Source organism: Fictibacillus halophilus (assembly GCF_042680145.1).
Classification (GTDB): Bacteria; Bacillota; Bacilli; order Bacillales; family Fictibacillaceae; genus Fictibacillus; species Fictibacillus halophilus_A.
Genome location: NZ_JBHTNQ010000001.1, coordinates 676,480 through 697,497 on the forward strand (window position 1 = coordinate 676,480; position 21,018 = coordinate 697,497).

The window sequence follows — 21,018 nt, forward strand, 5'->3', positions numbered from 1 at the left end:
AAAAAAAGCCTGGCTGCCCAGGCTTTTTTGCTTACTATTTAAGGATGAAAATTCCCACTAGGGAGTAAACGATAACTGTTGAAAACAGGATTGTCATGTGGATCAGTGAGTAGATGAAGAGCAGTTTTGCCCATTTCTCTGAATCCTTATTTTTCTTATAGCCGTAGATGCTGAGTACGAGCCAGCCAACATTTAGTAAAAGGGCAACAAGTGTCAGACCCAGGCTCAAAGGCAAGAAGAGAAAACTTGTTAAGCTCAAAAGTACTAAGTAAATGTTGGTTTGAATATACGTTCTCTTAACACCTTTTACAACCGGAAGCATCGGAATTCTCGCTGCTTTGTATTCATCGTGTCGGCGGATCGCAATCGCATAAAAGTGCGGCATCTGCCAGATTACTTGAATGATAAATAGTGCAGCAATGGCTGGGTGAGTAAGGGTTCCGGTCATCGCAGCCCAGCCGATCAGAGGAGGCATGGCACCTGAAATTGAGCCAACCTCTGTATTATAGATCGTTCTTCGTTTCGTTAGCATTGTATAGGGTACAACGTAAAAGAACAAACCAAGAAAACCCAACAATGCAGCGAGCGGAGTAGTAAAAGCAAGAGCAATCATGCCGAGAACTGCCATTGCGATCCCGAGCGATAATGCCGATCGCACCTTGATTTCACCCGTGACTGTCGGTCTTACTTTTGTTCTTTCCATAATGGAATCGATATCGCGGTCATAAATATTATTAAACGTCCCCGCAGCACCAATCACAAGGATTGTACCGATCAGGACGAATAAGACATCTAACAGTTTATCACCAGGATCAATATCGTACGTATATAAAGCCAGGGTCAATCCAGCGAACATCGGAACAAGGTTTGATTTAATAATCCCTGTTTTTACTGTCTGTCCCAGGATTGCTGACAACTTTTGTTTTTCCATAGTTCTTTCCATTCTACAAGACACCATCTTCATATATTTATCTCTATAGGTTAACCAATTAATTGTAACCTTAAATACATCTCTATTAAAGCACTAAATCTTTTCCCAGTACAAATGATAGAACAACAGGATGCACATTACAAAAGAGTTTTGTGAACGTTTTGTGAGGGTTCTGTGATGGTTATGTGATAGGGTAGTTTGCTTTGTTACTTGGGGAAAAGAGGGAGTTTTGAGATTTTTGTAGAAAAAGAATACAGCTGATCAGAATATCGCTTACTCTAAGAAACAAAAGATTATTTATCAAAGAATGATTACGAAGCTTTAATAACGTGCTGCAGCCGATATAGAAAAGTTGAAATAGCTATGTTTAAAAGGGGAGAATGAAATGAGAAAATACTTAGGTTTAGCTTCAATCCTGATTTTGATTGTTACCTTTTTAATTCTCCAGTTCTTTTTTGTGGGGAAGGTTAGCGGGCAAAGCGGTACAAACCTTTTAATAACTGGTGTATCACTTTCACTAATTTGTGCTCTGTTAAGTACAAAAGGAACATGGAAAAACATTGCTTTTAGTGGTCTTGCTATTCTTTTAATTATTTTTATATTAGGGATTGTTTCGTTTTTCGGTATTTAATTATTTTAGGAGTTGAGAAGAAATGAACCGATCAAAAACAGCTTTATCAGCCAAACTGGCAAAACCAGCTCAACGGGCGCTTAATGGAGCTGGGATTACTCATCTTGAACAACTAACTAAAATGACAGAAGCGGAACTCATGAAACTGCATGGAATGGGACCAAAGGCAATGCAGCAGATTAGTGATGTGTTAAAGGAAAACGGATTGTCATTTGCTAAAGAGTAGGTAACGATTTTTTATAAAGGGGAGAAGTGGTTTGGCATTAAGAATACCTTTAGTATTTACTTTAATCATGTTTACAGGCACCGTCTTAGAATCTTTATTTCCTGAACATTGGGATGTATGGCAAAAAGCACTATTAGTAGGAGGATTAGTAGGTCTTATCGTTTTCATATTCGGCAAAATTGGTTACCTGGAGAAAAGAATGCCTTTATGGCTTGGTATATCTATATTAATTACAGGTTTTATTTTATCGGTCGTCATCACAACGATTATAGAGAAGCAAGCTTAATTATAATGAAATGGGATAAGCGCTTAGATTTTTTCCTCAGAGCGCTTTTTATGTCGTAAATAGATAGTAGAATATGGAGTAATACTTTTTATAAATGGGGGAAGCATCATGAAGCTGGTTTTGTTATTCGGTCCTCAAGCTGTTGGTAAAATGACTGTTGGGCATGAATTAGAGAAGGTTACCGAACTGAAGCTCTTTCATAATCATATGACGATCGATCTCGTAACAAAGTTTTTTGATTATGGGACGAAGGAAGGGAAAAGGCTCGTGAACCTTTTTCGATCTGAGATATTTAAGGAGTTTGCCAAAAGCGAGAACTATGGAATGATTTTTACATATGTATGGGCCTTTAATTATGAGTCGGATTGGAAGTTTGTTGAGGATGTTTGCGGAATTTTTGAATCTAAGGGGGCAGACATCTATTTTGTTGAACTGGAGACGGATCTGGATGAGAGGCTGAAACGAAACACAACTCCTCACCGGTTGGAACACAAACCGACGAAACGAAACATCGAATGGTCTGAAAATGATTTGAAAACTTCAATGGACAAATACCGGATGAATTCTTTTGAAGGCGAGATAAAAAAAGAAAATTACCTGCGTATCAATAACAAAGATTTGAGTCCGGAAGAAGTGGCTAAACAAATAAAAGAACACTTCAACCTTTGAAAGGATTAATGAAATGAAGATGCAGCATAAAGATTTTCCAGTTACCTTGTTTCAACCGGAAAAAGAAAATGAAAAAGAGTACACAGTGATTATTTATCATGGCTGGGGTGGCAGCGGCCAAAGCTTTTATGAAATGGCAGAAGGAACAGCGAATGAAGGGTTTAACACGATAGTTCCAGAGTTAATCTATCATGACACGCGGTCCCCATTGGAGAACCCTTTTGATAAGAAAACGATGCAGAAATACTTTTGGGAGACAATTTTTAAAAGTATTAATGAGTTTGAAGACTTTACAAAAGCATTAAACCTAAAGAAGAAGAAACTTATTCTAGTAGGGAGTTCAATGGGAGGATTTATTGCCAGTGGTATTTATGCGGCTAACCCTGAAATTGCGGGGTTAGTCTGTGTGAACGGTTCAGGATCTTTCCTGTTTACAGAAAAATTATTTAGAAAGATGGATAATCGAGATTTTCCGTCCGGAGCAGAATTAGACCTGTTTAAAAAGTATGACCCTATAGGGAAAGTGAAAGGTAATTCTCCTGTACTCCTGATCCATGGGGATGGAGATACGATAGTACCGATTGAAGGGCAAAAGCATTTTTATGAGTATCTCTTACAAAATGATATAAGAGTTAATTTTAATATTCATAACAATGTTAATCATAAGTTCACTTCTGAAATGGTGGATGAAGTCATTCAGTGGATTAAACAAATAGGATAAATAAAGCCGATTCTAGTCTTTTGAACCGGCTTTTTTCTCTTTGATTTTACGTCCAGTTTAAGGGTGCTTTATCCAGCTGAGGAGGGATTCCTAATTCTTTTGATGTCGCAAGGATAAATTCCTTTCTGAAGAAGTAGCTTCTGTGGTAAACGATCTTACCGTTTTCTACACCTTGATATTGTATGTCGTGTACGAGAGGTCCTTGATCTGAATCAGCTAACACTATGATTACAGGTTTCCCCCATAATATAAATTCCTTTGCGTGGTGACGAGGTAATCCATACAGGAGAGAGCCTTCTCGCATTTCATCTTTTGTCGTCTCTAAGAATCCTAAAGATGCTTCATAATGTACATGGTCACCGAATAGCTCCAGTATCCCATCTAGATCTCCTTGATTAAAGGCTTTTAAATAGGCAGAGATAATTTCGTCTTTTTGTCCCTTTGATTCATTTGGTTGTTTAGATGGTGAAGGTGCATCGTTTTTAAGTTTTTCCTTCATACGGCGGGTTGTGGCATAAACTGCGCCAGGAGTCGTCTTGATGATACTGGCCACTTCTTCTGCTTTAAAGTAAAAGACTTCCATGAGCAGGAAAACAGCAGTCTGTCTCGGTGTGAAAAGGTGATACAGCTTTTCGAGAGCTTCTTCTAATTCAAGAGAGTCGGTGAAAGTTTCTTGTGGTTCCTCCGCTTCATCTAAAGAACCTAGTTTTCGCTTTTCTCTTCTGCAATGGTCGATCCAGGTGTTGGTTGCCATTCTGTACAAGTAAGATTTTAGGTTCGTAGGATGCCAACGCGTAAAAAGTCCACCCATTGCCTTAAGTACCGTTTCCTGAAATAAATCTTCCCCATCCCAAGGCGAGCCCGTCAAATAACGGCAGTAATTCCAAAGATCACTTCCCATTTCATCAATCATGGACTGAAATTGTTGCTGAAGCTCACGTGACTGTTCATACACACTGTTTGTTTTTAATTGTGGCAAAAATAAAACCTCCTATAGAAATTTGCGATCTATATGTATAACGAATACGCTGAAGAGAATTAGACGCTTTTTATGAAAATTTATTCATGTTTATTTGTCTTTTGGATCCGTGTCTTCTCTTATAAACTTGATTATTTCTCCATTAGATTTTATTTTGACTCCAGTTAAATATCCTAAATAAGCAGCACCAGTATCAATGGACCAAGCGTTGCTAGTCACATCATATTTTGGCCGGTCGGTTGGAGTGTGACCTATAATTTGTAGTTTACCGATGTTTTTCAAAGGACTTCGATTCCACAGAACCCCAAACTCATCATTCTCGTCGAAGGGATTTTCTATTTGTTCAGAAATTCCTGCGTGGCTTATAAAAATATGCTTATTTTCCCAATACAGCGGGAGATCGCTTAACCAGCTAACATCACTCTCGCAATCTCTGTTTATTTTTTCATATTGCCTGAGGGTTTCTTCTCCGCATTGGCTTAACCAATTTGTGTTGGGCTGATTTGTAAAATGATCAATGATTTCAAACTCATGATTTCCTTTTAAAAACGTTACTTGATCAGGGAAGTCAGCACTTAATTGGATAGCCAGCTGGACCATCTGTGGTGAATTTCTTCCTCTGTCTATTAAATCCCCAAGCTGAATCAGCATTTCATTTTCTTTGTTCCAATATTTGTTTATCATATTCTTAAAGGTGTGATAACAGCCATGGACATCACCTATTACAAAATAATTCAATGTACATACTCCTTTTTTATATAATCGAAGTAGATGTATTCTCTTTAATAGTTCATTTTCCTCTAAATACATATTTGCTTACTGTAATATAAAACATTTTAAAACGAGGTGCAGAACATGTTTTTTATTCAAATGGCCGGTTTTCCAGGTGCAGGTAAGTCCACACTTGCTAGAGAAATAGGTAAACGTACAGGTGCGGTTGTGATTGATCATGATATTGTAAAGTCTGCATTGTTGCATTCTATAGATGAAGACACATTGGACCCGAAACTAGCAGGAAAGATATCATATAATATTGATTGGTCTTTAATTGAATCTCAGTTATCTCATGGCAATAGCGTAATATTTGACAGTCCTTGTTTTTATAAAGAAATGATAGAAAAAGGTACCGAACTAGCAAAAAAATATGAAGCTAGTTATAAGTATATTGAATGTATTTTAAATGATTTTGATCAAATCAATGAAAGGTTAAGGAACCGTAATCGAATGATCAGCCAAATTAAAGAAGCGAATCAGGAGATGTTCAATTATGGCTTGTATAATAGCAAAAAGCCTTCGGATCACAAGTATTTAGAGATAAATACGAACTTACCAATAGATAACTATATTGATGAAGTTATTCATTACATTTTGGAGAGAAACTATGAAATTACCAGATAAATTTATCAGTGCCATGAAAAGTATACATAAAGAAAAAGCCGAAGTGTGGATGATAAATTTTGATAAGAGGATTGCTGACTATGAGGAGCGGTGGGAGCTCAAAATCCAAAATCCTTTTGATCTATCCTACAATTTTGTCGCACCTGCTATCAGAAACAATGGAGAAGAAGTGGTACTGAAGGTTGTACTTTCTCGAAAAGAATTTCTTGCTGAACTTGAGACAATTAAACTAATGAAGGGCAAGGGGATGGTTAAGCTTTTGGAATATGATGTAGACAGCGGAATTATGATTTTGGAACGATTGAGCCCTGGTATTACACTAGCGGAAATCGATAGTGATGAGGAAGCTGCCTTTATTGCTGCACAAATCATGAAAAGCTTGTGGATCGCAGCACCAGAGGATACCGATATACAAACTGTAACCGATCGGGAAAATAGTTTGAAACGCATCACCCAAAACAATCCGAATGGCTTGAAGCAAATTTCCAAAGAAACGCTTCAAGAAGCACTTCTTATTTTTGAACAGCTAAATAGTCAAATAAGCAATCCTTACTTGCTGCATGGCGACCTGCATCATTACAACATACTTAGGAATGGCGATTCTTGGGTGGCAATTGATCCAAAAGGTTTAATCGGAGACAGGGAGTATGATGTGATTCAATATCTGTTAAACAAACTGCCTGAGACGAATGTAAAAGATACCATTGAAAAACGTATAGATATTTTCGTGAAAGAACTTAACCTGGACAAAGAGAGAGTGTTGTTAAGGGGGTTCTCTCATGCAGTTTTATCGACATGCTGGACGATAGAGGACGGAAATTACAATGAAGCGTTTTTAAGCACGATTGATGTATTTAAAGAGCTTCTATCCAAAGAAAACATATCGCATTAATACTTTTTAATAAAGGCTGCCCTTAAGTACTTCTTGAGTACTTAATTTGGCAGTCTTTGTTCATATAAAGTAGCTTTCATAAGTGGATCGGGTGGAACGAAGGAGTTATGGGGTGTAACTAGGGGGAACGGGGTGGAGCTGCACCATAATGGGGTGAAACATAGGTGAGTCGGGGTGTAACTCAGAGTTATTGGGCGAACGTGTAATAAATATAAGAACACGTACCGTAAAACTGAAAATTGTCGAAGAAAAATTTAAATTATTTTTAAATATTCCTTTACACGTATATTCCTTGTGATGTATATTATAAACATGAAGACAATATTAAATGCTCTCGCCGAGCCAAACCGCCTGCAAATTGTTGAACTATTGCGTGATGGTTCCTTAACAGTAGGAGAGATCACCGACAAACTTGGAATGAATCAGCCTCAAGTTTCCAAACACCTCCGAGTACTTAGTGAAGCCGGGCTCGTCGAAGTGCAGCCGATCGCCAATCGACGCTATTACAAATTAAAAGCGGAACCGCTCAAGGAAATGAACGAATGGGTTCAATCCTTTCAAAAGCTTTGGGAGGACCGGTTTGATCGATTGGACGATTATCTGCAGGAACTTCAAAGGAAAGAAAAGAATAAACGAAGCGAATAGTTTGATAGCTCCACTTTCTTTCCTGACCACCAAATTAAGGGAGGCCCGTTTTCAGTTGTACAGTTCTTTAAAACAATAACTTTTAGGAGGAAATAAAATGGCTGAAAGTAATGTTAAGAATTCAATGACAACAACGGTTGAAGGCAATAATTTAATTTTCACACGCGTTTTTGATGCTTCAAGGGAACTTGTTTTTCAGGTTCTTTCGGAATCTGAACACCTAACGAAGTGGTGGGGACCAAATCATTGGACGCTGCCAGTAAGTAAGATGGATTTCCGTGAAGGCGGGTCGTGGCATTATTGCATGGAATCTCCAAACGGTGACATGAAATCATGGGGGAAATCGTTTTACAAAGAAATCTTAGAGCCCGAGCGAATTGTTTACGAAGATTTCTTCTCGGACGAAGAAGGAACAATAAACGAAACGATGCCAGGAATGAAAGTTACATTAACACTGATTGAACACGAAGGAAAGACAAAAATCGTGAGCCATACACAGTTCTCTTCAGAGGAAGCATTGAAGTCAGTGATGGATATGGGTGTGGTTCAAGGTTTGACAGAAACGTGGGATAAACTCGAGGCACACTTGGAACGAATTCAATAGATTAAGTAAGGCGTACTGTCCTGAAGTGGTCAGTGCGCCTTTTCCATTTAAACATGACTGCTTTTCAATTTGCCTACATAGCTAGATTGTGGTCTGAAAATGGTATTGTCCTCTGACTGTTCCAAAACATGTGCCGTCCACCCTACAATTCTGCTGGCAGTGAAGGTAGGGGTAAACAGTGATGGATCCAAATGAATGGATTTCATGATAGCCGCTGCATAAAATTCTACATTCGTATAAAGTGATCTGCCTGGTTTGTATTCTTCCAGAAGCTTAACGGCAATCTCTTCAACTTCAATCGCCAAATCCAGCCATTCGTCCTGACCGACTAGTTCAAGCAGGGTTTCCTTCAAAGCTATACTTCTCGGGTCATGGGTTTTATACACACGATGTCCGAACCCCATTAGTTTTTCTTTTTGATCAAGCTTTTTTCGAATGACTCGTTCGGCATCTCCAACTAATGCAACTTCGTTTAAAAGGTCAATTACGCCAGATGGAGCACCACCGTGTAGCGGTCCTTTCATGGTTCCTATAGCAGAAGTAATAGCAGATACGAGATCGGATTCAGTTGAAGCCGTAACTCTGGCAGAGAAGGTGGATGCGTTCATTCCATGTTCCAATGTTAAGATCATGTAGCTTTCAAGTGCTTTAACTTGGGCAGGATTTGGAACGATGCCATTTAGCATGTAAAGGTAGTTTTCCACGTGAGACAAATCTTGACGAGGTGGAATAAACGGAAGACCTTCTGTATTTCTTTTTCTATAGGCAATGATTGTTGGAATGATTGATGTAAGTTTCATAGCTTGTGAGATGGTAGGTTTCCAGTTAAAGTCTGAAGTCCCCGATGCAGAAATGACTGTTCTTAAAACACTCATCATATCCATATTTGTTGGGAGTGAGTTCAGGATTTCTATGAGGTGTTGGTCCAGATCACGATTTTTACGCAATTCTTCTTTTGTATGATTCAATTCTTCATCCGTTGCGAATCTCCCGTACCATAAAAGATAAGCAACTTCTTCAAAGCTATATTTGTTCAGTTCATTTATTTCATAGCCCCGGTAAATAAGTCTTCCCTCATCCCCATCGATATGACTGATAGCTGTTTCGGCAGCAATAATGCCCTTTAATCCTTTTTGCATATCTTCATCTCCTTCCAGTTGTTTGATATCATTGTATGGTAGATTAGTAATTAAGAAAATTAAATCTTTTTAAATAGTTTGTTTACTATTTTTAATAAGGGGGGAGAGAAGATGGAGTTTAACTGGCTCACTACTTTCATAACTGCAGCAGAATGTGAAAATTTTAGAAGAACAGCAGAAATTCTATACATTTCTCAGCCTTCTGTAACGGTTCATATCAAGGCATTAGAAAAAGAAGTGGGTGCTGTTCTTTTTCATAGAGACGGAAAACGAATAAAACTGACAGAAGAAGGCAAGCGATACCTCGTTCATGCGAAGGAACTGATCCGCGTTTACCAGAGGGGATTAGAGGACATGAAATCACTTAGTCAAGGCTATACTTCCCAGTTCTCCATCGCCATCTCGCCGCTCATCGCCGATACGATTCTGCCTTCTGTGTTAAAACGATACTTAAGCAAAAATCCAAATGTTGAAATCAACGTGAAGATCATTGAATCTATTGATATTGAAAAAGCGGTTCTGGAGGAGGAAGTAGATATCGGCTTGTCCTGTTTGAATAGTACGGATCCAGAACTCGTGTGCAAACCTTTGTATCAAGACAAAGTGATCCTTGTGACGGCACAGGACGGAAGAGATTCAGAATCCGCACCGCCACTTGATGAAGCGGAAGTATTAAACAACAATTATTTGCTTACGAACAATCACCCAGGTTATTGGGATGCCTTGTTAAAGAAGATTAAAAGTGTTTATCCCTCTCAAAGAATGATGAAAGTTTCCCAGGTACATATCACAAAAAGATTTATTAAAGAAGGACTAGGTGTTTCATTTTTGCCAATCTCAACCGTGCGGAGAGAATTGCTGGAGGGCACGTTATTAGAGGTGGATTGTCACTCCATTTCATTACCTGATGCCAATGCATATGCCCTCATGAAGTATGAACATACAAGACAGAATGAATTTGTAGAATTCGTTTCTCAATTCCGTTTTTAATTAAACCAGGAACAGAGTTGAATAAATAAGGTATAATATCCTCTATTGTTGTAAATGAATGAAGATAAGACAACTAAAGGAGGACGTATCTATGGAAGTAAATATGAGCTCAGAGGAAGTCTTATTGGAGATTCAAGGTTTAAAGGCAAAAGGTACGAATTTGAATAAAAAGCAAGTGAAGAAAACAAATCCTCAACTCATGAGAAATGCGCTTCATTATTTTCCGAGTTGGGATGAAGCCATTGAAAGAAGTATCACAGGTTAATTATGAAAAAGGAAAAAGGTCGCAGATCATGCGGCTTTTTTTGTTTTTTATTTTTTGTCACAGCAAAACGTACACTCCACTTTATTTTTGATTGATAGTTATTTTTGCCTATTATAATCAAATCTTTGATTTCATTTATATGTACCTTTAGACTTATACGCATAGGTATTTTAAACTGAAAATTACTAATTTTCAGAATCTTAATTGTAAAAATTATAAATATCACTATAATAAAAGTATTAGTTCAAAGGAGGTAGTAATTGGATGAAAAAGAAGATTTTAGCTGGTGCACTAGCTCTAACACTTGGAGCAACAATGACCTTTAGCAGCGGTGGTAATGTAAATGCTGAAAATGGTCAGGAAAAGAAATACATAGTTATTTTTAAGGAGCAAGCGAAATTACCTTCAGGGTTTGGTAATGAAATCTCAAAAGCTGGAGGACAAATCGAATCCAGATTGGACAAGCTAGGTGTCGTTGAAGTTGTTTCTAGTAATCCAAACTTCCTCTCAGAAATCAAAAAATCTAGTACCGTACTAGATGCAGGTGTTCAAAATATTGTGCAGCCTGAGACAGCAGCTATTGAAGAAGCAGCTCTAGTAAGTTCGTATGGTGCAGGTGCAGATCTTTATAATAGCTTACAGTGGGATATTAAACAGGTTACTCATGATGGAGAGTCGTGGACCCTGCCAGGCGGAACGGGTAAATCTGTAGATGGAAAAGATATTGTAGTTGGGGTAATTGATACAGGTATTGACTACAATCACCCTGACTTAAAAGATAATTATGCCTACGGTAAATCCTTTGTTCCAGGATATCCTGATGCGATGGATCAAAATTCACACGGAACACACGTTGCTGGTTCCATTGCTGCTAAAGGACGTACAATGGGGATTGGGCCTGACTTAAAAGTGGCTGCTTACCGTGTATTTGGACCAACTGGCGGAGCGGAAACATCTCATATTGCTGAAGCATTAATGACTGCTGCTGATGACAATGTAGATGTTGTAAACATGTCACTAGGCGGATATGACTGGTTCCAAAATCCAGACTATGCTACAAAAGATGTCGTAGCTGATGTTCGATTGTTTAATAGAGCCATTCAGTATGCAATTAATAAAGGGGTAACAGTAGTAGGGTCTGCTGGAAACAATGCTGTTGATATCAGTTCGCCTGGAAAACTATCAGGTGATGACAATGGAGCAACACACCGCAGCCCAAGCAGCCAGACTATGATCAGGGTCTCAGCAGGCGGAGCACTAAAGAACTTAGCATTCTACTCGAACTATGGTGTAGGGAAGATTGATGTCCTGGCTCCGGGTGGAGATCTTGGACCTAACTACGATCCTGCAACTGGTGCTGGTAGAGATAATACTTATCTATGTTTAGCAACTATTCCTGGTGGAGGGTACGGCTATAAAGGCGGAACTTCCATGGCGGCACCAAAAACGGCTGCACTTGCGGGTGTCATCATTGCACAGCACGGGAAAGATAAGCTGAACCCAGCACAGGTTAAGAGCATCATTCAATCTTCTTCTGAAGATGTATTTAAAGCAGGTTATGATGGAGAATCAGGATTTGGATTAATTAATGCTGTTAATGCGTTAAATTAATACAAACTAGAAGCGGAGGCAGCATATTGCCCCGCTTTTTTGTTTGGTAGAATGGAAGTATGTGATCATTTTAATAAAAAAATAGGAAAACAGAATAGGAGAGTTATTATTATGGATACCCAAGTAATTACAAAAATGAAAATTGTGAAGCCTGCTGCTGATGTTTTTGAAGCCATTGTAGATCCAGAGAAAATAGGAGGCTTTTGGTTTTCCTCCAGTTCTGAAAGATGGAGTCAAGGCAGAACAGTTATTTTAAGATATGACGAATACAATGCAGAAGGAGCAATAAAAGTTTTAGAGATAGAGGAAAATAAGAGAATCGTTTTTTCCTGGGGAGCAGAACATGATGAAGGTTCTATTGTAACCATCACACTGACTGAATTGGATGATGAAAGTACAAAAATTGAAGTGGTGGAATCAGGTTTAAAAGAAGATGATCCTGACGTTGTTAACAAAATGATGGGCCAAAAAGAAGGCTGGGTTTACACGTTGACCTGTTTAAAGGGGTATTTAGAAAATGATGTAAATACTTTACGAGCATCGTTAATCCATTAAGAAATTTTAAAGAGTAACTGCTTAAGCGAAAGTGGTTACTCTTTTTTATGTTTATATATGCTTATCTATATCTTTCAATAATAAAGTCAATAAAATATCTGCTCGCGATCGGCAGAACTCTTTTATCCTTATAAGCCAAACTGATTGTCCGGGCAAAGGAAGGGTATATTCTTTTAGTCACGATATGATAAGGACACCGATGTAAAACAAGCTTTGGCAGGATCGAAATTCCCAGACCCTGTTCGATCATAGACATAATCGTATAATCATCGTGTACCCGGTATTGAATGCTGGGTTCAAAGTTATTTTGTTGAAAAATCGTTAACGGCTCACTTATTTCTCCTTCATCTAAAAGGATATAAGGTTCCTTCAACAACTCTTTTAATGAAACTTCATGCTGCTCTGCCAACCGATGATCTCTAGGCAATACAGCTAACATTTCATCGTCTTGCAAGGGAATCATATTCAGGTTTGTTACGGCTTTCGGGTTCACGAAGCCAAGGTCAACGCTGCCTTCTTTAATCCAATTGGAGATCTCTGTGTAATCACCTTGATGCAGTTCGAAATGAACGGCGGGGTACTGCACCTTAAAATCTTTCATCAAACTTGGCAGCCAGTGGCAGGAAACACTTGAAAATACGCCGATTCGGATAAGCCCGCTCTCAAGCCCTTCCATCTCTTTCATCTTTTCTTTTAATTCCCTGTGTGAATTGCAGATTTTCTTAATGTATGGCAAAAACTCCTCACCGTCAGGAGTCAATGTAATACCCGTTCGAGATCGTAAAATTAGAATCGTAGAAAGTTCTTCTTCTAATGAATGAACCATCTGACTGATAGCTGATTGGGTGTAGCCTAGTTCTTCAGCGGCTTTCGTGAAACTGCCTGTTTCGATCGCTTTTATAAATGCGTAATATGCATTCATCCCTTTTTCTCCTTTGCATTAGAATTCCTAATGGTTCTATTATAAATATTCGTTTTATTAATGGAAAGGGAGGTGATACGATAAATCCAATCTAAAAACACATGAGGGGTTAGGGGCTGCTGCATGACACCTAAACAAGCGAACTGGATTTTAGTTTCTGTTTCTATGGGATGGGGAATGTCTTATATTTTTATGAAACTAGTAATAGATACAATCCCTGCCTTAACCATTGTGGCATTACGATTCGGGATCGCTTTTATCATGATGGTGCTGATCTTCCGGAAAAAAGTATTTCAAACAGATGCTAGAACGTTGAAATATAGTTCTATTCTTGGTTTTTTGCTATGGGGGATCTTCATTACGCTTATGTATGGTATCAAACATACGACGGCTTCATCGGCTGGCTTTTTGATTAGTTCAACGGTGATCTTAGTGCCAATTCTTCAGGCGTTCATTACAAGGAAGCTGCCAAGCAGAAAAATCAGTTTGGGAGTTGCATTTGTTACAATCGGCTTAGCTCTACTAACCATCGGAGAAGATTTTACGTTAGCGTTTGGTTCGGTGCTGTGTTTAATCGCTGCATTTTTGTATGCAGTCCATATCATTGTAACCAATCATTTTGCAAGAGAGGGAAATACCTTGCAGCTGGGAATCTATCAGCTTGGATTTGCCGCCTTGTTTGCGACTGTCGGAACTTTTATTTTAGAAGTGCCTGTTTTACCTCAGACGATGATTCATTGGGTCGCCATACTCGGGCTGACATTCATTTGTTCAGCATATGGATTTGTTATGCAGTCCATCGCTCAAAAATACACAACGCCAGAGAGCACTGGATTTCTTTTTTCACTCGAACCGATCTTTGCCGCCATTTTTGCATTCATTTTTCTTCAGGAAAACATGGGTTTGCGAGGATATACTGGTGCGTTAATCATTTTATTAGGAGTATTCACGGCCACCGTTACATTTAGAAAACGTGCTGACTTAAGAATGATGAAAGTAAAGAGCAGCATAATGAAATAGCTGGAGTTTTAAAAAATGAATACTGCTTTTCCAATAAATGTTATTATTAGTGTTAAAGAAAGCTTTGTATTTACAAGGGGGAAAATTTTATGGAATCAGCAGGAACTTGGCTACCATTAATGGGACTTTTTTCTTTTATTTTACCAATTGGTCTGACTATATTTGTTCTTGTTATGTTGTATCAAATGAATCAATCATTAAAAAGAATTGCAGAGAGCTTAGAGAAGAAATAGTTAAAGAAATTCAGTAGCACTGCTCACCTTAGCTGAAGTTCTATATCAAAGAGGAAATCTTGATATAAGTTCACTTGATGGGCAAGCGGTGCTTTTCGTTTGATTAATAAAATTAATAGCAATTTTTATTAATATAGTTGGTGTATTTAGTCAATACATGTATACTGAAACGAAAAGAAAAAGGCAGGCGTGTTCTAATCATGAAAGTAGCATACTTAGGTCCTCAAGGAAGTTTCTCAGAAGAAGCTGCCTTTCGTTATTTTACAAGTAATGATATTGAGTGGTATAAGAGTGATTCAATTGTTGATGTACTAGAAGCAGTAGGGGAAGGCAAGGCGGATAAAGGGATTGTTCCGATCGAAAATTCTATTGAGGGAACGATCAATATAACAGCTGATGGCCTATTAACTTACGATTTGTTTGTCGAAGCAGAATTGATTTTCCCAGTTTCCCTGCATCTTCTCACTTTAAAAGGAGCCTCACTAGATGAAGTGCGTGAAGTCTGGTCCATCGTTCCAGCGCTTGCTCAGTGCCGTGATTTCATCAGAGAATCTAAAGTGAAAAGCAGGCAGTTTGACAGCACGTCTGCAGCTGCTCAAGCGGTTAAGAACCAAGAAAGAAAAGATGTTGCAGCGATTGCTTCCAAATATGCGGCTGAAGTGTTTAATCTGCAGATTACGAAAAGCGGCATCCAAGATTGCAGCAACAACCATACCCGTTTCGTCGTAATCAGCAAAGATCCTATTAAACAAAGGGAAGATCGAACGAAGACAATGATGTTGATCTCGCCAACGGAGGATTATTCAGGAGTACTGTCATCCATCCTGAACGTATTTACTGCACTTTCTATCAATTTGTCCTGGATTGAGTCTCGTCCAACGAAAAAGCAATTAGGGACCTATCACTTTTTTATTGAAACACAAAACGGGTTGCATGAAATGAAAATGACAAAAGCAATTGCGATCTTAGAAGCTTATGGACATGATGTTCGAGTTTTAGGCAGTTACAATACAACGAAATTATAAATGAAAATCGGCCACTCTTATGTTAAAGAGTGCGCCGATTTTTTTACGCTTGTAACTCAAATTGTTTGGAATACAGGTGAGCATACACGCCACCGCGTTTGAGCAGCATGTCATGAGTGCCCTGCTCGGCAATTCCATCCTCCGTCAGCACGATAATCCGTTCAGCATTTCGTATAGTGGAAAGGCGATGGGCGATGACAATTGTTGTCCGTCCTTTAGCTAACGATTCTAGTGATTCTTTAATGATACTTTCACTTTCGTTATCAAGGGCACTCGTTGCCTCATCTAAAATGAGAACGGGCGGATTCTTTAAGAAAACCCGTGCGATACTTAACCGCTGCTTTTGACCGCCAGAGAGTTTAACCCCTCGCTGGCCAATTTCAGAATGGTAGCCGTTTGGCAAACTTATGATAAAGTCATGGGCATTTGCATGCTTAGCAGCCGCAATAACTTCTTCATCAGTCGCCTCTGGATATCCATAGCGAATATTTTCCATAACGGTTCCTGCAAACAGGTAAACGTCTTGCTGTACGATCCCGATAGTTTTTCTTAATGACTGGAGGTCAATATCACGTACGTCGATCCCGTCAAGAAAGACATTTCCACATGTCACATCATAAAAGCGGGGGATGAGTGAGCACAAAGTCGTTTTTCCTGCACCAGATGGACCCACCAAGGCTACGTATTCGCCTGGCTTCACATGCAGTGACAGCCCCTTTAGGACATATTCCGTATGGTCTTCATAACGGAAAGATACTTGATGGAACTCCAAATCACCATCAACGTCAGACAGAATAACAGCATTAGGTTTGTTTTCAATAGCCGGCTTCAAATTCATAATTTCTATAAACCGCTGAAAACCGGTTATTCCTTCTTGAAACTGTGTGGTCATATGGGTCAGTTTTTGAATGGGCTCGATCATAAAGTTGATATACAGCAAGAATGTGATTAAGTCTGCTAAATCTAACTTCTGGCTAACAATACTGGCACTTCCAAAGACGATTACCGCGATTGTAATAAGCTGAATAAATGTTTCTACTCCGTTGTAAAAGTACGCTTCACCTTTATACGTATTCCTTCGGCTATCAAGAAAACGATTGTTTTCCCGGCTGAACTTTTCGATTTCGAGGTGTTCGTTAGCAAATGATTGTACGGCACGGATTCCCGAGAGACTATCTTCTACCTGTGCATTTACGTCGGCGATCCGCTCTTTATTTTCTTTAAAAGATCTGTTCAGCTTCTTATTAAAGTACAGTGCAAAGGCTCCTAAGAAGGGCAAAAAACAGAATACAGCAATCGTTAATGGTGCGTTAATAAAGAACAAAATTACAAACGCTCCAATAAATCGGGTCAAGTACTTTACATAATCTTCTGGTCCGTGATGATACAGCTCTGCAAGCATGAGAAGATCGGTCGTTACCCTGGACATAAGCTGGCCGGTCCGTTCTTTATCGTAAAAGCTAAAGGAAAGTTTTTGCATTTGTGCAAATAGTTCGCTGCGCAGATCTCTTTCCATAAGAGCTCCGACTTCATGACCTTTATAGTCCAGAAAGTAGTTTGCTATATTCTGAATCACTGCTAAAACAAGCATCAGTCCGCCAATCCAATACACTTCACTTAAAGCCTCAGACATATTACCCTCGAGCACATCTTTCGTAATGTACCGGACGAGCAGCGGAAATGCCAAAGTCACAGAAGATACAAGTAAGGCACAGGCTAATACGAAAAGAAATATCTTTAGATACGGTTTGTAATAGGAGAAAAATTTTTTAATTGGAAAATGCATGATTTACCCCTTTATGTGTTATTTAAATAAACACATATAAGGGAGGAGTACACCGTTAAGAGAATCCAAACGATAAGCGGCGAATTTCTTCGTTAACCGGTTCCACCCTTATATGTTTGCACGGTTTGATTCTTAATTTTTCTCATGTAAATAGCCTCCTTATTTGGTGATACATCTATTTTAGATCATTTTATATCTGAAAGAACATTAAATTTTTGTAATTAACTGAAAACTGTTTATTAGCACTGTTTTTCGCAGTGTAAATTGAGGATTCACAGGTTCGCTGCGTGAAACGGTGAGTATTTGGCGTGGAACGGGACTGGTTTTGCGTGAAAAATAGGATTCCTGCGTGAAAATCAGAGCGGTTGGCGTGAAAACTCAGTAATCTTGCGTGAACGTGTAATGAATGTAAGAACACGTACCGTAAAACTTAATGTTTTGAGCGGAACTCGGCTGATTTGAGCGTAGATCAGCAAGTTTGAGCGTAACTCAGCTATTCTGAGCGTAGCGCGGTAATCTTGAGCGTACGTGTAATAATTTACGAGAACACGTACCGTAAAATCTATTTATCTATAAAAAAATCAAAAATTTTTCTAAATGAGTGATCCAAATTAAAACTCTCTCCGTTAGCCTTATGAATCTATCAAAAAATGTTCAAAAAAAGGAGAGAGTTAACCATGAACAAGAAAATGAAAAAAGCATTAATTGCTGTTCCATTAAGTGTATCTTTATTAATCCCTACTTTTAGCGTAGCAGATGCGCATGGTCACGAAAGCCATAGCAAGGGTCATATGTCTGCTGAGGTAACGAACCCTGCCATCGATCTTCGTGCATCGTTAGACACTCTTTTATCCGAGCATGCATTCTTAGCTGTAGTGGCGATGCAAAAAGGAATTGACGGAAAAGAAGATTTCGAAGCAGCTGCAGGTCAGCTCAACCAAAACACAGAAGCTCTTTCAAAAGCGGTAGCTTCCGTTTATGGTGAAGAAGCTGGAGCACAGTTTAAAGAAATCTGGAGCAGCCACATTGGCTATTTTGTAGATTATGTAACCGCAACGGCTGAAAATAATGAAGATGGAAGAAAGCAAGCTCTAGCGGAACTTGATGAATACCGTGTGACGCAAGCTGATTTCCTTGATAAAGCAACTGAAGGACGATTAAAAGCAAAAGACCTTGAAGAAGGTTTAAAAGTACACGTGGATCAACTTGTTTGGGCATTCGAAAGCTACAGAACAGGTGACTACGACAAAGCGTACGACAATATTACAGAAGCGATGAACCACATGTTCATGACTGGAAAAGGTTTATCTTGGGCGATCACAGATCAGTTCCCTGAGAAGTTCGAAAATAAATCAGTTGATACACCTGCAGCGGACCTTCGTGCTGACTTGAACAGTGTGTTCTCAACACACGCCGCGCTAGCCGCATTAACGATGCAAAAAGGTATTGATGGTGCGAAAGACTTTGAAGCGGCAGCTGCTGAACTGAACGAAAACACAGATGACATAACGGCAGCAGTAGAATCTGTATATGGTGCTGAAGGTGCAGCTCAATTTAAAGAAATCTGGAGCAGCCACATTGGTTACTTTGTAGATTATGTGACAGCGACCGCTGAAAACAATGAAGAAGGCAAACAGCAAGCGATTAAGGAATTAGATCAATACCGCGTTGAACAGGCAAAATTCTTAGACACAGCTACTGAAGGACGTCTAAAAGCCGCTGACTTAGAGGAAGGCTTAAAGGTACACGTTGATCAGCTGCTCGCAGCGTTCAACAGTTACACAGGAAAAGACTACCCTGCAGCTTACAAAAACATCTCTGAAGCGTATGGACACATGTTCGGTGTAGGTCAGGCGATGTCAGGTGCGATCGTCGATCAGTTCCCTGAAAAGTTTGCAGGCGAAAAGCCATCTGAAATGCCGAAAACAGGTATGGGTGGCATGAGCCAAACGAACAACGATGCAGTTATGTGGAGCTTCTTCGGCTTCTTACTAGCTTCTATTGCAGGAACGATGATTCTTCGCAAGAAAGCATCAAACAACTAATAAGGTAAAGAATGGGGGACGATACAGTCCTCCTTCTTTTCTATCTATTAAGATGGGAAGGACGATTGATATGCATTACTTTTTAGGACTAATTATGATAGCCCTTTTTATAAGCGGCTGTTCGAATAAGGAACCTTCTGCTAAAGAAAAGGCGAATGAGACAGTGAATAAGGTGAAAACTTCCGAAACAAGCGAAGAGAAACAGCAGATTGCATCCTCTTCAACAGAACTGACACCGCCAGAAGGTTTAAAGTTAAAAGCGGATAACGAAGGAATCGTACCAGCTTCTATTGAAATTCCTGCTCTAAATGTAAACACAGAGATTGAAAAAGTCGGCAGGATGGGGAATGGACAGATGGGTGTGCCGAAAGGGTTTGATACAGTCGGATGGTTTGGGGAAGGTGCAAAACCTGGTTCACCAGGAAATGCCGTCATGGCAGGACATGTGGACAGCAAGACAGGTCCAGCTGTTTTTTATAAATTAGAAGATCTTGATAAAGGTGATGAAGTCATTGTTAAGGATAATGACGGAAAGCCACTTACATTTGTAGTGACCGGAAAAGAAAAATACGACAGAAAAAACGCTCCTGTCGATAAAATATTTGACTACTCGTATGGCAGCAAACTGAATCTGATCACGTGTACTGGAAACTTCAATCGGGATGAAGGGACACATGAAGAACGATTAGTTGTTTATACGGAATTGAAAAATCGTTAGCATTACCCGTTCTCTTGTTGAGAGCGGTTTTTCTATTGTATACATGGAAAGGATGAAAATAAAGTGATCCGTAAAAAGAATAAAAACGTTAGCTTCATACATCCTGCATCACCAGATAAGACAAATATTGCCTGATTTCGCTATAATGAAGGAATCATGAACAGAAGGAGACAAAGGATGGGTAGAATTTCTGATAACGAGCTTTACCAGCTAGTTCAAGAAGAAAATAAAGAAGCCCTTGAGCAGTTATATGACCGGTATGAAAAACTGTTGTTTTCATTCTCATATAAAATACTCAAACAAAAAGAACTTTCCGAAGAAGCCGTTCAAGATGTTTTTATGAAGCTATGGCGGAAAAAAGGCATCTACGCTGAACATAAAGGAAAGTTTTCTTCATGGCTATTAACGGTTACTAGAAACGTCTGTATAGACATATTGAGAAAACAAACAAATAATCAAGTTGAATTGATGGAAAAAGACATTGATATAGAACGAACGGAAAGTTTAGAAGAAACCGTAACCTGGAACGAAGAACGAACGGCTTTAAAAGAAGCTGTTGGTCAACTGACGACAGAACAGCAAGAAATTGTGGATCTGTTTTACTTTAAGGGTTATTCGCAGGCTGATATTGCAGATAAACAGAAACTTCCGCTCGGCACAGTAAAAGGAAGGATACGGCTTGCATTGAAACATTTAAAAAATACGTATGTAAAGGGGGGGCGGTAAA

General features: G+C 39.1%; 25 protein-coding genes. 19 read left to right on the forward strand and 6 right to left on the reverse strand.

What is annotated here, in order from left to right; translation table 11 throughout:
- Window positions 1-34: 34 nt before the first annotated feature.
- A complete protein-coding gene (cyoE, locus tag ACFQ4X_RS03515; protein ID WP_379833175.1) occupies window positions 35-943 on the reverse strand; it encodes a heme o synthase in 909 nt (302 codons plus the stop codon).
- Window positions 944-1,316: 373 nt separating this feature from the next.
- Here cyoE and ACFQ4X_RS03520 point away from each other — a divergent pair, with 373 nt between their 5' ends.
- The 5 genes from ACFQ4X_RS03520 (at window position 1,317) to ACFQ4X_RS03540 (ending at window position 3,464) form a co-directional block, all read left to right on the forward strand.
- Complete coding sequence (locus ACFQ4X_RS03520; RefSeq protein ID WP_379833176.1) at window positions 1,317-1,562, forward strand: hypothetical protein; 246 nt, start codon at window positions 1,317-1,319, stop codon at window positions 1,560-1,562.
- Between the two features lie 22 nt (window positions 1,563-1,584).
- A complete protein-coding gene (locus tag ACFQ4X_RS03525) occupies window positions 1,585-1,788 on the forward strand; it encodes a DNA-directed RNA polymerase subunit alpha C-terminal domain-containing protein (protein ID WP_379833177.1) in 204 nt (67 codons plus the stop codon).
- A gap of 31 nt (window positions 1,789-1,819) precedes the next feature.
- Window positions 1,820-2,074, forward strand: a complete 255-nt coding sequence (locus ACFQ4X_RS03530; RefSeq protein ID WP_379833178.1) for a hypothetical protein — start codon at window positions 1,820-1,822, stop codon at window positions 2,072-2,074.
- A 108-nt stretch (window positions 2,075-2,182) separates the two neighbouring features.
- A complete protein-coding gene (locus ACFQ4X_RS03535; RefSeq protein ID WP_379833179.1) occupies window positions 2,183-2,743 on the forward strand; it encodes a shikimate kinase in 561 nt (186 codons plus the stop codon).
- Window positions 2,744-2,756: 13 nt separating this feature from the next.
- Complete coding sequence (locus tag ACFQ4X_RS03540; RefSeq protein WP_379833180.1) at window positions 2,757-3,464, forward strand: alpha/beta hydrolase family protein; 708 nt, start codon at window positions 2,757-2,759, stop codon at window positions 3,462-3,464.
- Between the two features lie 46 nt (window positions 3,465-3,510).
- On the opposite strand, the gene ACFQ4X_RS03545 is transcribed toward ACFQ4X_RS03540, so the two are convergent.
- Together ACFQ4X_RS03545 and ACFQ4X_RS03550 are read right to left on the reverse strand one after the other, a co-directional pair.
- Window positions 3,511-4,443, reverse strand: coding sequence for a sigma-70 family RNA polymerase sigma factor (locus tag ACFQ4X_RS03545; protein WP_379833181.1), 933 nt, complete (start codon window positions 4,441-4,443; stop codon window positions 3,511-3,513).
- 90 nt (window positions 4,444-4,533) lie between these two features.
- A complete protein-coding gene (locus ACFQ4X_RS03550; protein ID WP_379833182.1) occupies window positions 4,534-5,181 on the reverse strand; it encodes a metallophosphoesterase family protein in 648 nt (215 codons plus the stop codon).
- Between the two features lie 117 nt (window positions 5,182-5,298).
- On the opposite strand from ACFQ4X_RS03550, the gene ACFQ4X_RS03555 reads away from it, so the two are divergent.
- From ACFQ4X_RS03555 to ACFQ4X_RS03570, 4 genes are all read left to right on the forward strand, one after another.
- A complete protein-coding gene (locus ACFQ4X_RS03555) occupies window positions 5,299-5,841 on the forward strand; it encodes an AAA family ATPase (protein ID WP_379833183.1) in 543 nt (180 codons plus the stop codon).
- Window positions 5,825-6,733, forward strand: coding sequence for an aminoglycoside phosphotransferase family protein (locus ACFQ4X_RS03560; RefSeq protein ID WP_379833184.1), 909 nt, complete (start codon window positions 5,825-5,827; stop codon window positions 6,731-6,733). Before ACFQ4X_RS03555 ends, ACFQ4X_RS03560 begins: the two co-directional genes overlap by 17 nt.
- Before the next feature lie 312 nt (window positions 6,734-7,045).
- Window positions 7,046-7,378 (forward strand): ArsR/SmtB family transcription factor, encoded by a 333-nt coding sequence (locus ACFQ4X_RS03565; RefSeq protein WP_379833185.1) that lies wholly within the window; start codon window positions 7,046-7,048, stop codon window positions 7,376-7,378.
- 97 nt (window positions 7,379-7,475) lie between these two features.
- The gene (locus ACFQ4X_RS03570) at window positions 7,476-7,982 is read left to right on the forward strand and encodes an SRPBCC domain-containing protein (protein WP_379833186.1); all 507 of its coding nucleotides are present in this window, start codon (window positions 7,476-7,478) and stop codon (window positions 7,980-7,982) included.
- A gap of 47 nt (window positions 7,983-8,029) precedes the next feature.
- Here the strand turns inward: ACFQ4X_RS03570 and ACFQ4X_RS03575 are convergent, their stop codons facing one another.
- Window positions 8,030-9,121, reverse strand: a complete 1,092-nt coding sequence (locus ACFQ4X_RS03575) for a citrate/2-methylcitrate synthase (protein ID WP_379833187.1) — start codon at window positions 9,119-9,121, stop codon at window positions 8,030-8,032.
- A gap of 111 nt (window positions 9,122-9,232) precedes the next feature.
- Between ACFQ4X_RS03575 and ACFQ4X_RS03580 the strand changes: the two genes are divergently transcribed.
- The 4 genes from ACFQ4X_RS03580 (at window position 9,233) to ACFQ4X_RS03595 (ending at window position 12,542) form a co-directional block, all read left to right on the forward strand.
- Window positions 9,233-10,111, forward strand: a complete 879-nt coding sequence (locus tag ACFQ4X_RS03580; protein ID WP_379833188.1) for a LysR family transcriptional regulator — start codon at window positions 9,233-9,235, stop codon at window positions 10,109-10,111.
- A 91-nt stretch (window positions 10,112-10,202) separates the two neighbouring features.
- On the forward strand, window positions 10,203-10,376 hold the full coding sequence (locus tag ACFQ4X_RS03585) for a hypothetical protein (protein ID WP_379833189.1): 174 nt from the start codon (window positions 10,203-10,205) through the stop codon (window positions 10,374-10,376).
- Between the two features lie 264 nt (window positions 10,377-10,640).
- Window positions 10,641-11,987 carry a S8 family serine peptidase gene (locus ACFQ4X_RS03590; protein ID WP_379833190.1) on the forward strand — a complete coding sequence of 449 codons (1,347 nt, stop codon included), beginning with the start codon at window positions 10,641-10,643 and terminating at the stop codon, window positions 11,985-11,987.
- A gap of 111 nt (window positions 11,988-12,098) precedes the next feature.
- Window positions 12,099-12,542 carry an SRPBCC family protein gene (locus ACFQ4X_RS03595; RefSeq protein ID WP_379833191.1) on the forward strand — a complete coding sequence of 148 codons (444 nt, stop codon included), beginning with the start codon at window positions 12,099-12,101 and terminating at the stop codon, window positions 12,540-12,542.
- A gap of 61 nt (window positions 12,543-12,603) precedes the next feature.
- Here the strand turns inward: ACFQ4X_RS03595 and ACFQ4X_RS03600 are convergent, their stop codons facing one another.
- Window positions 12,604-13,464 carry a LysR family transcriptional regulator gene (locus ACFQ4X_RS03600; RefSeq protein WP_379833192.1) on the reverse strand — a complete coding sequence of 287 codons (861 nt, stop codon included), beginning with the start codon at window positions 13,462-13,464 and terminating at the stop codon, window positions 12,604-12,606.
- 123 nt (window positions 13,465-13,587) lie between these two features.
- Between ACFQ4X_RS03600 and ACFQ4X_RS03605 the strand changes: the two genes are divergently transcribed.
- From ACFQ4X_RS03605 to pheA, 3 genes are all read left to right on the forward strand, one after another.
- The gene (locus tag ACFQ4X_RS03605) at window positions 13,588-14,484 is read left to right on the forward strand and encodes a DMT family transporter (protein WP_379833193.1); all 897 of its coding nucleotides are present in this window, start codon (window positions 13,588-13,590) and stop codon (window positions 14,482-14,484) included.
- A gap of 89 nt (window positions 14,485-14,573) precedes the next feature.
- Window positions 14,574-14,717, forward strand: coding sequence for a hypothetical protein (locus ACFQ4X_RS03610; RefSeq protein WP_379833194.1), 144 nt, complete (start codon window positions 14,574-14,576; stop codon window positions 14,715-14,717).
- A gap of 200 nt (window positions 14,718-14,917) precedes the next feature.
- Window positions 14,918-15,742: a prephenate dehydratase gene (pheA, locus tag ACFQ4X_RS03615; protein WP_379833195.1), complete on the forward strand. Its 825-nt coding sequence runs from the start codon at window positions 14,918-14,920 to the stop codon at window positions 15,740-15,742.
- A gap of 43 nt (window positions 15,743-15,785) precedes the next feature.
- Here the strand turns inward: pheA and ACFQ4X_RS03620 are convergent, their stop codons facing one another.
- Complete coding sequence (locus ACFQ4X_RS03620; RefSeq protein ID WP_379833196.1) at window positions 15,786-17,528, reverse strand: ABC transporter ATP-binding protein; 1,743 nt, start codon at window positions 17,526-17,528, stop codon at window positions 15,786-15,788.
- 677 nt (window positions 17,529-18,205) lie between these two features.
- On the opposite strand from ACFQ4X_RS03620, the gene ACFQ4X_RS03625 reads away from it, so the two are divergent.
- The 3 genes from ACFQ4X_RS03625 (at window position 18,206) to ACFQ4X_RS03635 (ending at window position 21,017) form a co-directional block, all read left to right on the forward strand.
- A complete protein-coding gene (locus ACFQ4X_RS03625; protein ID WP_379833197.1) occupies window positions 18,206-19,573 on the forward strand; it encodes a copper amine oxidase in 1,368 nt (455 codons plus the stop codon).
- Window positions 19,574-19,667: 94 nt separating this feature from the next.
- Window positions 19,668-20,291, forward strand: coding sequence for a class F sortase (locus ACFQ4X_RS03630; RefSeq protein WP_379837022.1), 624 nt, complete (start codon window positions 19,668-19,670; stop codon window positions 20,289-20,291).
- Between the two features lie 177 nt (window positions 20,292-20,468).
- A complete protein-coding gene (locus ACFQ4X_RS03635) occupies window positions 20,469-21,017 on the forward strand; it encodes an RNA polymerase sigma factor (RefSeq protein ID WP_379833198.1) in 549 nt (182 codons plus the stop codon).
- Window position 21,018: the final 1 nt, after the last annotated feature.